A 13,177-nucleotide genomic window follows, 5' to 3' on the forward strand; every position below is an offset into this window, starting at 1 on the left:
GACCTTATTGGAGATGGGTTCTGCTTCGCTGTGCTCGCAAAGACGGGGATGGATCTGTCATTAGGCATACAATGAACTAAACGGACTGTTCAACATTTATGGGATTGCTAAGGATTGAGGAGAGCGTATTGGACAAAACTATAATATTAAGCCGACAGGCAAAAATCTGGCGAAGGTCTATACAGATACAGAGATACACCTTTCGTAAAAGAGTTGATTCAAAAGGGTATAAACCAAGTCTTATGTAAACAGGCGTTGTTTTTGATCTGCGGTGATTCTGATCTTCAATTGCCAATCACCATCTTCGTTAATTGATTCAGACAATACAGAACCTAATTGATACAATTGAGCGCGCAATTTGGCCTGAGAACCTTTTATTATGATATCTTCAATCAGTACAGTTCCATGCAGTTGAGCTGCTATGGCTTCTTTTAGCAGCTCCAGTCCTTGTCCTGTTGCCGCAGATAACCATACTTTACATGAGCCTTCATTGAAGTCTATTTTGGGTTGCCACCCGTCCTGTAAATCAATTTTATTAAATACCTGAATTACGGGAATATCATTTACGCCAAGTTCATCCAAAACGCTTTGAACAGCAAAAACAGTATCCCGCCAATGCGGATCTGAAATATCAATAACATGTAATAATAAATTGGCTTGTTGTGTTTCCTCTAAGGTAGCGCGAAAAGCCTCGACAAGATGATGAGGCAAATCACGAATAAAACCCACCGTATCTGCCAGAATGACAGGTAAGGAACCAGGCAGTTCCAATTTACGCATTGTGGGATCTAAAGTAGCAAATAATTGATTTGCCACATAAATACTTTCGCCAGTCAATGCATTAAATAATGTGGATTTACCCGCATTGGTATAGCCCACCAATGAAACAGTAGCCATATCGGCTTTTTTTCTGGCCTGACGGTTTTGATCGCGGCTGCAGCGTACTTTTTCAAGACGTTTATTAATATATCGAATGCGTTCACGTAATAAACGGCGGTCAGTTTCTAATTGTGTTTCACCCGGGCCACGCAATCCTATGCCCCCTTTTTGGCGCTCCAGATGGGTCCAACCGCGAACAAGGCGAGTAGATAAATGTTGTAACTGGGCAAGCTCAACCTGCAGTTTACCTTCAAAAGTCCTGGCTCGCTGGGCAAAAATATCCAGAATCAGGCCGCTTCTATCGACTACACGACATTCGAATAAGCGCTCCAGATTTCGTTCCTGTGAAGGAGATAATTCATGATTTACCAGAACCAGCTCTGCATCAAGCGCTTTGACTAACTGGCTTATTTCTTCCGCTTTCCCTTTACCCAAATAGTATTTGGCATCGGGAGTAGCGCGCGTGCCCAGGACACAATCAAGAATTTCAGCATGTGCTGAAAGAGCCAGCTCTTCAAATTCAGCCAGGGCTTTTTCAGCATCAACGCCAGGAAGCGCTAATTGTACCAGTATCGCTCGCTCACCACCTTGCGGACGTTCAAACACAGTTCATTCCATCAATTAAAAGAAGCTTAGTCTGCCACAGATCCCTCTTCCTCACCAGATGCCTCATCCGTAGGTATTTTCACCATACGAGAAGGAACAACAGTAGATATGGCGTGTTTGTAGACCATCTGAGTAATGGAATTTTTTAACATGACGACGTACTGATCGAACGAATCCACCACACCATGTAATTTAATTCCATTAACCAAAAATACGGACACAGGAACCTTTTCCTTACGCAATTCATTCAGGAAGGGATCTTGTAATAAATGATTTTTAGACATTGCCTACTCCTTGTTGTTATTGTAGTTTTTAAAGGCAAAAACGGGTATCTAATTACTTATTCGACAGCTGTTAATAAAACTTTAGTTTAATTTCATGACAGCGCAATTTGAATCCGTTAATATAGAGTCTCGCAAGATTACCGCACACAAAAATCATCAGCTGTAGCTGAGTTTATAAGGAGATTTACATGGGATACTCACTAGAGGAAATTCAAGGTTTACAAAACCCCTATAAAGATCTTGGTAATGGAGATGCCTTAGCTGAACACCGTGAAGGATTAAATCAACTGTCAGCCGAACAAAAGAAAGATTTAGCTACTCGCATGGTTTTAGATTGTCCCCAAACTGAATTAAAAAGCTTTGGTCGCGTGATTGAAGCAGCAAGAGTCCCACATGCAGACCATCCAACGTTTTATTCCGTGTTATTTGAAGCCTATGAGGTAAAAAGGCGCATTTACGCTTTATTGGATTCAAGAAATAAAAATCCTCATCTTTTAATTTTAGATAAAGAATTTGATGAAGAACTGTTTAACAAGTACAAGGACTTAGCCTTACAAGTTCTCGACACCAATGAAACAGCTATAGCTGAGCGGCTTGCCGAGACCACTCCGGAAGAATCTCGTAATCAGGTTGCGCTCAATGTGAAAGGGATTTTTCCCGATACACTTTTTGCTCGCAAAATAGGACAGGCATTTGCGCTTAAACGAGATATCGATCGTTTACTTCTTGGCGACAATCCCAATGAATTTTTCAGCAGCCGGGAATACAGCGTAGATTCATGTCAGGAATTTTCTGGCTTATTCAAAGTCACTAAAAATAAAGAATCGTCTATAGCGGCAAAACTTGCCTTGAGTGCCCCCCAAGAAAAACAGAGTATTATTGCTCGAAACATCCAAAATCTGGTTCCTACAGATGATGAGTTTGCGACTAAAGTAAGAACCGCCTTTACTGTACGTCGCAACATCGATTTACTTTTAGGCGATAAGCCAGAACAGTTTTTCACCAGCCGTGATTTTAGTGTTGATAACTGCCTTGAGTTTTCAATTTTGTTTCCAGCGCTATTAGAAGGACATGAACAAAGCATTGGTGAAAAACTGTCTTTGCTGGAATCCAAAACGCTATCGGATATAAATCGCAAACTTGAAATGATCAATGGAGCCGCTCACGATCAAACCAACCCGTTCCGCCTGATTGCAGCAGCAATAGTGCCAAAACAAGGACCATCTCAACAACAAGAACCCACTGTTGATGCACCTAAAGCAGAACCCGCATCATCAACTTCAAGCAATCCCAACACAATATTTCAAAGTGTTTTAAAAAAGAGACCTACGGAGTTGACCCGTTCACCAACTTTAGCGCAATCCAGTATGGATTCTGATAGTGACAGTGATAGTGAAGATGAGGATTGCTTTAGCAAATGCTGTAATATGTTTAAATAAATGATCATCTATTTTGCCCTTACCTGGTAAGGGCATCTTTACACCATTTTTACCGAATTTTACATCCAATAAAGTAAAGGTCCATGCTAATATTTTTCAATTCGTTCAGCATCACTTTAAATTCACTAAATGAATACATGTTCAACAAAATTTACGAAAACGCCTACGTACCGCGGCTTGTCCGCCATATCCATTGATTTTCTGGATGGCGCGGACAAGCCGCACCACGTCAGGGTTATAGATCAATTTTAAACAGCTCCTAAATGACTGAATTTAAAATTACTTATAACAAAGGCATTGAACGTTTTTCATAAGTCCTTTTTTGTAAGACAACTCATTTAATGCCAATCAAGCAGTATTTAGTGAAATAAATACTGGTGCAAACAGAATTTTTTTTGATAATATAGGCGGATTTTTAATCTACAAACAAGACACATTTTTTTTAACGTAACAACACATAGGACGACTAATGGCAGAAAACAAATTAAGGGTGGCACTGGTTCAGGAACAATGGCATGAAGATGCTAAAGAACATCAAGACAGTCTAGCCTCTGGAATATTTTCGGCAGCGCAACAAGGCGCTGAACTGGTGTGTTTGCAAGAACTCACTTTAAGCCCTTATTTTTGTACTCGATCTGACGTAGACGGAACGCCTTATATGGAAGACATCCATACAGGTCCTACAGCCCAATTTGTCAGTCACATGGCTAAAACTCATAAAGTATGTATTACTGCCTCGCTGTTTGAAAAAGCAGGTTATAACACTGCCGTTGCATTTAATAGTCAAGGTGAGCTGATTGCCATTACCCGCAAACAACATATTCCCAGCGGGGAAAAATACCATGAAGACTTTTATTTTAAACCCGGTGATTCCAATTACCCGGTGCATAATATTGCAGGACACCAATTCGGTCTACCCACTTGTTATGATCAATGGTTCCCAGAGTTATCCCGAATCTATGGATTAAAAGGCGCAGAGATTCTGGTTTATCCAACTGCTATTGGCGGCGAGCCAACAGCTCCAGGGTTTGACAGTCAGCCCATGTGGCAAAAAGTAATGGTGGCACAGGGAATCATGAGTAATACCTTTATCATTGCGGTCAATCGAATTGGTTGTGAGGATGATTTGCAGTTTTATGGCAGCAGTTTTATCAGTACGCCAATGGGTGAAATTTTAGCTCAGGCACCACGTAATGAGCCTGCCGTGCTTGTTGCTGATCTTGATTTCAGTCAACGTGAATTATGGGGAAGATTATTTCCATTTGCCCAACAAAGAGAACCTGCGACTTATCACGAATTAGTCAAACCACGTAATCCTATTGGAATCAAATAATGAATAGCAACACGCAATCAGAAGAAAACTTATACAACATTGAAAATTGGGGTGATGGTTACTTTAATATTAATGAAAAGGGCAACATTGAAATCAGTAAAAACCCAGAGCAAAAAGGGGTGGAATTACTGGCTATAGTTAATGCGGCCGAACGAGCAGGACTCCATTTACCTTTATTAATTCGGTGTAGCGACATATTGCATGATCGCGTTCGCAGAATATACCAGGCATTCACTCAAGCAAGAGAGGACACTGAATATTCTGGAACCTATCAATTAGTTTATCCTATTAAAGTCAATCAGGAACACAGCGTGGTTCGTGAGCTGTTAAAATCCCCATCAAATAGCATTGGTCTGGAAGCAGGCTCAAAACCTGAACTGATGGCAGTAATCGGTATGCTCGGCGATCGACCCAGTACCATAGTCTGCAATGGTTATAAAGACAGCAGCTACATAAGAACGGCTCTCATAGCCCAACAGATGGGACATAAAGTTTTTATCGTTATTGAGAAAAAATCGGAATTGGACATCATACTCAGTGAGTCTGCCCGCCTTAAAGTAAAGCCTACCTTGGGTGTACGTATTCGTTTAGTGAGCAAAAGTGCCGGTAAATGGGAAAATACAGGAGGAGTTAAATCCAAATTTGGTTTAAATGCAAAGCAAGTGCTTGAATTGGTGACGCAATTAAAAACCAACGATTTACTTGATTGCCTCCAGTTAATGCACTGCCATTTAGGTTCTCAAATAGCTAACATTCATGATATTCGTCATTGCATGCAGGAAGTAGCACGATATTATGTTGAATTACGTCATCTCAATGCCCCAATTGATACTATTGATGTGGGTGGCGGCTTAAGCGTTGATTATGAAGGCACCCGATCCAACAAAGGCTGCTCCATGAATTACAGCCTCAATGAGTATGCGACGCACATCTTATTGGCCATGAAACATTTATGCCAGGAAGCGGAAATCCCGGAACCAAACATTATCTCAGAATCGGGACGAGCGTTAACAGCGCATCATGCCGTATTGATATCCAATATCACCGATATTGAAATAATTAAAAAAGCTCCTGTGCTTCCAGAAATATCCGAAGAAGATTCACATGTTATTCGAGATATCTATGATACTTATCAGGCAATTACCGACAGCTCACCATCAGAAATATACAACTATGCTGAACATTCCCTGCATGAAGCCCACTCTCTATTCAAGCATGGAGTAATCAGTTTACAGGAAAAAGCAAAAGTTGAGGCATTCTATACCAATATTTGTATGGAATTGAAAGACCGGTTAGACGAAGAAAATCCCAGTGAGCACTCCTTATTAATGATGATTAACGAATGTATGGCTGCCAAAATCTTTTGTAATATTTCTTTTTTTCAATCCATACCTGATGCCTGGGCTATAGGTCAAATCTTTCCAGTGGCTCCTATTTCTCAATTGAATGAAGCGCCAAGCATGCATAGTATTCTTCAGGATTTAACTTGTGATTCAGATGGTACTATCAAGCAGTACCCCGGTCAGTCTTGTGTTACAACGACTTTGTTGCTCCCGCCTTATAACAGCACTAACCCTTATTGCATTGGTTTTTTCTTGGTTGGAGCTTATCAGGAAATACTGGGAAATCTGCACAATTTATTCGGTGATACGAATTCTTTGGACGTCAAGCTGTCTGATGATGGTCAGTTTGAGCTGGAAGATTTAGTCAATGGTGATACAGTAACCAACGTATTGAATTTTGCACATTTCGATACCAAGAAGCTGATTCAATCTTATGAGAAACAATTAATTCAAACCGAGTTGCCGAAAGAGCAAACCTTATCCTATTTAAATGAATTAAGAAGTATTTTTTCTCAATTAACCTATCTTGATGGAAATACAACACAGTGACTATACAAACAACACCAAAACACGCTGGATTTTATATGCCAGCAGAATGGCATCCACACGAAAGATGCTGGATGGCATGGCCCTGTCATCAATCAACCTGGGAAAAAGTAGGCTTGGAACGAGCACGGATCGCCTATGCCAAAGTAGCGAAAGCTATCGCACAATTTGAACCTGTTACCATTCTGGTCAATCCCGGAGATGAGCCGTCAGCAAGAGAATTATGTGGCGATAAAATTTCCATTGTCTCACTTCCTATCAATGATTCATGGACTCGTGATACCGGAGCAACTTTTTTATTGAATGCTGATAAACAACTTGCCGGGGTAGACTGGATCCATAATGCATGGGGTGGCAATTATGAAGACTGCTCCCTGGATAATAGAATTGCATCAGTGATTATAAAAAACACTGATGCTCGCTATTTTCATGCTCCACTGGTTATGGAAGGAGGTTCCTTTCATGTTGATGGTGAAGGAACCGTATTAACCAGCCGCGAATGCCTGCTTAATTCAAATCGTAATCCCAGCTTATCCCAACAACAAATAGAACACTATTTAGTGGAGTATCTGGGTGCAGAACGTATTATATGGTTGAATAAAGGATTACTTGGTGATGAAACTGACGGACACGTTGATGAAATCGCTACCTTTATTGCGCCAGGAAAAGTTTTATGCCTTATCACGACCGATAAAACAGATCCCAACTATAATACACTGCAGGAAAATCTGGACATTCTAAAGTCTGCAACAGATGCAAAAGGCCGTACATTAGAAGTCTATTGTGTCGAACAACCTCCCGCCACTTATCTTGATGGAGAGAGACTTACCCTTTCCTATATCAATTTTTATCTGGCTAATAAGGGCATAGTTATGCCTGCGTTTGGCTATGAGGAATATGATAAAGCCGCCTATCAACTGTTCACCCAATTATTTCCAGAACATCATATTACTCAAATCGATGCTTTGGATGTTTTCGCAGGTGGCGGCGGAATACATTGCATTACCCAGCAACAACCAATATCTCTTGGCAAAATCAATTAGGCTCAGATTGAATCCTCTAAAAACTGAACTCTCCGCTGTATTCTGTATTTTTAATAATGCAGCGGGAGTATCTTGTATTAGGCGACGTCGTAATAACGAATTAAGCTTGTTCCCAATACCCTACTCTTGCAAAGAAGATAGCGATATCAAGGCGTGTCATCAATTGATGTAACCTGGATTTATTTATCATCGATGGGGAGGGTGCCTTTGACAAAACCACTCGGTCAATACAACTCGGGCTCATACAGGCTATCCTGACTGATGATAAGCTCAATGCCACATTTTTTCATAGATCCCAGCTATCACATCGATGACGTATATAAAGCCAGTTCCCACCAAGAAGAAAATACCCACCATTCTTTGAGAAATTTCTTACAATTTGTTGCTCTATCTACCCAATGACTCTATCTGCCAAAAGGTTATACTGAAATCTCAAAGGGATGACATGGATATGTCTGACAGGATGTCAACTCAAGGGACCAGTACAATGGATGTACTTCGCCGCAAGGATGCGGCACTTATACTCCTGAAGATAAACATCAAACACACTCTTTATATTTTACAATGAGTTACAGACATCATTCACAACACGATTCAGTATCGGTCCAACAGTACGGCTCGAGTAGGTGTTGGCTCGAAGAAAACCATTATATGATAATCGTTTAGCCAGACTACTGTCTTTAATTAACCGCTCCAATCCATTTGCTAAACTCACCGGATCAGAAGGCGGCACCATGACAGCGCACTCTGTGTCACCGACGATTTCAAGAGGACCGGATATTTGTGTGAGCACCATAGGTAATGAATGTATCATGCTCTCAACAACAACCAAACCAAAAGATTCTTTCAATGAAGGATGGCAAAAAATATCAAGGCTCTCATAAAATGCCTGTTTATCATCTATCCAGCCCAATAACCTCACCTCGTTATGTAAGCCATGCTGATTAATTTGTTTCATGTATTGTTTTTTCTGTTTACCATCACCAGCAATGTTCGCTTTAAATGAAATACCCTTGCGTTTTAAAAGTGCCAAAGCATCGATAAATACATCCAACCCCTTAAGGTCTGAAAATCTGGCACTGGCTCCTATCACTGGAATGGCAGCATGCTCCGGTTGTCTATAAGCAAGATCCTCTGGAATGGAAATCATATTAGGGACCGTATAAATTTTTTTTGCAGATTCCCCCTGACCAATCATGTCATGATACATATGTTCTGTGATGGCAATAACAGCATCAGATGCTTTCGCTAACTCATTGTACGATTCAATCGTATGACATACTGCAATTTTAGGCACTGTAGTTTTAGTTTTTTCAACCAGTAGTGCAGCTCGCTTTGTATGCGTGATAATGCAGTCAGGTTGTTCTTTGAGTATCAACTGACGTAATCGATGAACTGCTATGAAGTCGTTTCTCCCATAACTGAAGAGTGTTCTAAGATTATCACCTGCGCATGACGCTCTTATCTGTGACCAGGGGTGAATAACTGGAATAACCTCATTACCATAACTCTCAAGTACTTTGCTGTAGTTTAAAAAAACCTGTTCAACACCTCCATTTACTTTGGAGAACATGGCATTCAATATTTTCATTAAAAATCCAGAGTTGTTTTGTTCTTACCACTAGTACCTTAATTCAATTAAGATAAGTACTTTTTTTACGAGTTAAAAAAATTCAGTGTTATTATATACTAATTATTCTACTTATTTTAACGAATCTCCATAAAGAAACCATTACTTGATATCCTGTATAAATCGCAAGGAATCCTCCTCATTTCCTTTTTTATGATGCAATTGCAATTCTCTTATTTCATTATTATTATTGCATTAATTATCAAAATGATAATTAATGATGTGGTGGCAATTTCTCCTTGGTACCCTTCCTGAATGCATATCCCTAAACGGTATCGTGTTTTTTTAGCTGCTTCCAAGCTTTATTGTCTCAAATTTTTTTATTTTTATGTTTTAATTCAAGGAATGATTTATGAATAAGCTAAGCTGTATCCCTTTGTTTTTAGCTGGATTATATGTGTCTGGAAATGCCTTGGCTGTATCACCGGTACTTGATAAAGATGGACCTGTTTGTTCGTCGGTGCTGTGTGCCTTTAATTTGAAAGGTGGTTTGTATGCGGGTATCACTGGATATTATGTTAAACCAAGTGAAACTGGAATCGGCATGGTCACTGACAGTTGGTTGTATGGAAGTCCGGGAAATTTTACTGCCATAAGTAAACCTTTTGATCCAGTGCATAAATGGGCCGGTAGTGTTAAAGTCGGTTATAACCTGCCAATGTCTGCTAATAACATCGAAATAAACTATTTATTTTTAGATAATAAAACGCATGCGGTTAATGATTTTTCAGACGGTTCTGTAGGTTTTGGCAGTATTTTATTTCCCGATGCAGCCTTTCCACCTACCCCGGGTTTTGTTAGTGACGCCTATTTAACCTATAAAGTAAATCAGGTTGATTTAAAAGCTGGTCGAAAATACAGCGATGTATCCGGTGTTTTTACTGTTCGCCCTTCTTTGGGACTCCGCTACGCTGAATTGAAACATACACTTACATTTGCAGCACCAGGTAATATGATCAGTACCTATAATGGTGTTGGCCCAATGTTGAGCGTGGATGGAACTTATACTCTTGGTTATGGTTTTGGATTGGTTGGTTATTTTGATTATGGCTTATTAATTGGAAAGATCGATGCTCATTCTTTTGTTAATTTGCTTGGAACCAATTTTAATTATTCCTGGCCTGAACGGGATCGAATCGTGAACAGCCTTACTGGAAAACTAGGCCTTGATTACACCCATAATTTCGCAACAAGTTCTAATTTCACCATTGAAGCAGGCTATCAAATAAGCGAATACATCAACTCCATGGATACTATCAGAGGAACATTACCTCTTGCTCCAGGTGCTATCCAACGTATCAATGGTTATGAAACAAATAGTTTTGGATTTCGTGGCCCTTATATTAGCTTGACTGTTGCTGCCTAAATCGTTCTTGCTGAACTATTTTAGGGACAGGTTGTAAGGTGAATACTCACCTTACAACCACATATGAGGTTAAATATCTATATTTTCCGCATCCAAAGCATTAGACTCAATAAAATCTCTGCGTGGCTCAACATTATCACCCATCAAAGTGGTAAATATTTCATCTGCAGCAACACCATCTTCGATACTAACCTGCAACATACGCCGTACTTCCGGATCCATAGTGGTTTCCCAGAGTTGTTCTGGATTCATTTCACCAAGTCCTTTATAACGCTGGATGGTTTGTCCTCTTTTTGCTTCTTCCATTAACCAATCCAATGCTTGCTCAAAATGTTCAACAGGCAAGGATTTATCAGCTCGTTTAATGTATGCACCCTCATCGATCAAGCCGCCTAATCGACTGCCCAGGTTAACCATTTCTTTATAATCCTTTGAATAGAAAAACTCTGCATTCATTGGAATGAAATTATCCATCCCATGCTGAGTTATAGTAATTTGAGGGATAAATTGGTTCTTTTCTTCAAGCTTCTGAACACTTACGGAATACTGTTCTGTTTTGCTATCAACCTGTTGCAAACTTAGATGCAACTGACTGCACCAATGACTTATTTTATCCTGATGATTAAAGTCTTCATTTTGCAATACTGGTAAATAGGCGACTCGTTTCAAAATATCCGTAGGATATCTGCGCTTGTAACGCTTAATAATTTTTTCCACACGCCTAAACTGTTGCACCAGCTCTTCTAAAGCTTGTGCAGTAATGGCAGGTGCATCCTTTGATGGGTAAAATGCAGCTCCATCTAAAGCACTTTGAGTCAGATATTCAAATAAAGCCTCATCATCTTTTACATATTGCTCCTGTTTACCTCTCTTTACTTTGTATAAAGGTGGTTGAGCTATATAAATATATCCTCTTTCCAGCAGTTCTCTGGTCTGTCTGTAGAAAAAGGTTAGTAATAGAGTACGAATATGAGATCCATCCACGTCCGCATCCGTCATGATAATAATTCGATGATAACGAACTTTATCCGGATCATACTCATCAGGACCAATACCGCAGCCTAATGCGGTAATTAAAGTAGCAACTTCTTGTGAGGCCAGCATTTTGTCAAAACGTGCTTTTTCCACATTGAGTATTTTACCCTTGAGAGGTAGTATTGCCTGGAATTTTCGATCACGGCCTTGTTTCGCAGAACCACCCGCTGAATCTCCCTCTACCAGATACAGTTCTGATAAAGCAGGATCTTTTTCCTGGCAATCCGCCAACTTTCCGGGCAAACCAGCTATATCAAGTGCACCTTTTCGGCGAGTCATTTCGCGTGCACGGCGCGCTGCTTCTCTAGCACGTGCAGCATCGATGATTTTACCAACAATAGCTTTCGCTACCGAAGGATTCTCAAGGAGAAAATCGTTAAATTTTTCTGAAACACTGGATTCTACAGCAGATTTTACCTCTGAAGAGACCAGCTTATCTTTTGTTTGAGATGAAAACTTAGGATCAGGAACCTTCACAGACAATACTGCAGTTAATCCTTCACGCGCATCATCTCCTGTTGGGGATACCTTGGCTTTCTTGGCATATCCTTCATTTTCAATATAATTATTCAGTGTACGAGTTAGCGCAGCTCTAAAGCCGGCCATATGTGTACCGCCATCCCGCTGAGGAATATTATTAGTAAAACAAAAGAGTGTTTCTTGATAAGAATCATTCCATTGCATGGATAACTCAACAACAATACCGTCTTTCTCAGCAGTCATGGAAAATACAGCGGGAAATATAGGTGTTTTATTCTTATTCAGATGTTCAACGAAGGCTCTGATCCCCCCCTCATAATGGAAGGTATCTTGTCTCTGGGTACGTTCATCAAAAAGATGAATGCAAACACCTGAATTTAAATACGATAATTCTCTTAAGCGTTTTGCTAATATGTCGTAATGAAATTCTATATTATTAAAGGTTTCTGAACTGGGTTTAAACCATATCTGGGTACCTGTACTTGTAGCATCCCCTGTTTCTTTGATAGGAGCATCAGGAACACCGTGCCGATAATGCTGCTCATGAACTTTTCCATGTCTGCGAACAAGCAAATGCAATTCCTCAGATAAGGCATTAACAACTGAAACCCCCACCCCATGAAGACCGCCGGATACTTTATATGAGTTATCATCAAACTTACCGCCAGCATGCAATATTGTAAGAATAACTTCAGCTGCAGACCGCCCTTCTTCTTTATGTATGTCCACAGGAATACCGCGGCCATCATCTTTCACAGTAATTGACTCATCAGAATGAATTGTAACGAATATTTCCTTACAATGTCCTGCAAGTGCTTCGTCGATTGAGTTATCAACTACCTCAAACACCATATGATGAAGTCCGGTACCATCATCGGTATCACCTATATACATACCCGGTCTTTTTCTTACTGCATCTAAACCCTTTAGGACTTTAATATTATTTGAATCGTAACTGGCATCAACGCTCATCAGGAACCCTCATTACCGTATTGTGGTATTTTGAATACCCCAATTATATCATCTTTTGCCGTTGGTTTATATGTAGATAGATAAACTTTGAGTTCCTATTTTATCCCACTGTCTCATGCTTCATTTACTTCGCCTAGCTTCGAGTTCTTCATCAATATTATTTGTATCACTAGATTAATGCGATTTGAATAACCCGATTTCGTCGCTGTTTTTGTTCCACG

General features: G+C 40.0%; 10 protein-coding genes. 5 read left to right on the forward strand and 5 right to left on the reverse strand.

What is annotated here, in order from left to right; all coding sequences use genetic code 11:
• Positions 1-240: 240 nt before the first annotated feature.
• Positions 241-1,485: a ribosome rescue GTPase HflX gene (gene hflX, locus Lqua_RS13535; protein ID WP_058474818.1), complete on the reverse strand. Its 1,245-nt coding sequence runs from the start codon at positions 1,483-1,485 to the stop codon at positions 241-243.
• 26 nt (positions 1,486-1,511) lie between these two features.
• A complete protein-coding gene (gene hfq / locus Lqua_RS13540) occupies positions 1,512-1,769 on the reverse strand; it encodes an RNA chaperone Hfq (RefSeq protein ID WP_058474819.1) in 258 nt (85 codons plus the stop codon).
• Between the two features lie 188 nt (positions 1,770-1,957).
• Between hfq and Lqua_RS13545 the strand changes: the two genes are divergently transcribed.
• The 4 genes from Lqua_RS13545 to Lqua_RS13560 all read left to right on the forward strand — a co-directional run bounded on the left by Lqua_RS13545 (position 1,958) and on the right by Lqua_RS13560 (position 7,473).
• Entirely contained in the window at positions 1,958-3,208 is a 1,251-nt protein-coding gene (locus Lqua_RS13545) for a lpg0008 family Dot/Icm T4SS effector (RefSeq protein ID WP_058474820.1), read from the forward strand.
• Between the two features lie 469 nt (positions 3,209-3,677).
• Positions 3,678-4,541: a carbon-nitrogen hydrolase gene (locus Lqua_RS13550; RefSeq protein WP_058474821.1), complete on the forward strand. Its 864-nt coding sequence runs from the start codon at positions 3,678-3,680 to the stop codon at positions 4,539-4,541.
• On the forward strand, positions 4,541-6,433 hold the full coding sequence (gene speA, locus Lqua_RS13555; RefSeq protein ID WP_058474822.1) for a biosynthetic arginine decarboxylase: 1,893 nt from the start codon (positions 4,541-4,543) through the stop codon (positions 6,431-6,433). Before Lqua_RS13550 ends, speA begins: the two co-directional genes overlap by 1 nt.
• Positions 6,434-6,468: 35 nt before the next feature.
• A complete protein-coding gene (locus tag Lqua_RS13560) occupies positions 6,469-7,473 on the forward strand; it encodes an agmatine deiminase family protein (RefSeq protein WP_058474823.1) in 1,005 nt (334 codons plus the stop codon).
• A 100-nt stretch (positions 7,474-7,573) separates the two neighbouring features.
• Here the strand turns inward: Lqua_RS13560 and Lqua_RS18250 are convergent, their stop codons facing one another.
• Positions 7,574-7,717 carry a hypothetical protein gene (locus Lqua_RS18250; protein WP_157076148.1) on the reverse strand — a complete coding sequence of 48 codons (144 nt, stop codon included), beginning with the start codon at positions 7,715-7,717 and terminating at the stop codon, positions 7,574-7,576.
• A gap of 315 nt (positions 7,718-8,032) precedes the next feature.
• Complete coding sequence (locus Lqua_RS13565; RefSeq protein ID WP_058474824.1) at positions 8,033-9,064, reverse strand: glycosyltransferase family 4 protein; 1,032 nt, start codon at positions 9,062-9,064, stop codon at positions 8,033-8,035.
• Between the two features lie 391 nt (positions 9,065-9,455).
• Here Lqua_RS13565 and Lqua_RS13570 point away from each other — a divergent pair, with 391 nt between their 5' ends.
• Positions 9,456-10,469, forward strand: coding sequence for an Lpg1974 family pore-forming outer membrane protein (locus Lqua_RS13570; protein WP_058474825.1), 1,014 nt, complete (start codon positions 9,456-9,458; stop codon positions 10,467-10,469).
• 69 nt (positions 10,470-10,538) lie between these two features.
• Here Lqua_RS13570 and gyrB read toward each other — a convergent pair whose 3' ends face one another.
• A complete protein-coding gene (gyrB, locus tag Lqua_RS13575; RefSeq protein WP_058474826.1) occupies positions 10,539-12,956 on the reverse strand; it encodes a DNA topoisomerase (ATP-hydrolyzing) subunit B in 2,418 nt (805 codons plus the stop codon).
• Positions 12,957-13,177: the final 221 nt, after the last annotated feature.

This window comes from Legionella quateirensis (assembly GCF_001467955.1).
Taxonomy (GTDB): domain Bacteria; phylum Pseudomonadota; class Gammaproteobacteria; order Legionellales; family Legionellaceae; genus Legionella; species Legionella quateirensis.

Excerpts from the sequence above, each read along its gene's own strand:
- hfq (WP_058474819.1), bottom strand. The coding sequence starts at position 1,769 with ATGTCTAAAAATCATTTATTACAAGATCCCTTCCTGAATGAATTGCGT.
- Lqua_RS13545 (WP_058474820.1), top strand. The coding sequence starts at position 1,958 with ATGGGATACTCACTAGAGGAAATTCAAGGTTTACAAAACCCCTATAAA.
- Lqua_RS13550 (WP_058474821.1), top strand. The coding sequence starts at position 3,678 with ATGGCAGAAAACAAATTAAGGGTGGCACTGGTTCAGGAACAATGGCAT.
- speA (WP_058474822.1), top strand. The coding sequence starts at position 4,541 with ATGAATAGCAACACGCAATCAGAAGAAAACTTATACAACATTGAAAAT.
- Lqua_RS13560 (WP_058474823.1), top strand. The coding sequence starts at position 6,469 with ATGCCAGCAGAATGGCATCCACACGAAAGATGCTGGATGGCATGGCCC.
- Lqua_RS18250 (WP_157076148.1), bottom strand. The coding sequence starts at position 7,717 with ATGAGCCCGAGTTGTATTGACCGAGTGGTTTTGTCAAAGGCACCCTCC.
- Lqua_RS13565 (WP_058474824.1), bottom strand. The coding sequence starts at position 9,064 with ATGAAAATATTGAATGCCATGTTCTCCAAAGTAAATGGAGGTGTTGAA.
- Lqua_RS13570 (WP_058474825.1), top strand. The coding sequence starts at position 9,456 with ATGAATAAGCTAAGCTGTATCCCTTTGTTTTTAGCTGGATTATATGTG.
- gyrB (WP_058474826.1), bottom strand. The coding sequence starts at position 12,956 with ATGAGCGTTGATGCCAGTTACGATTCAAATAATATTAAAGTCCTAAAG.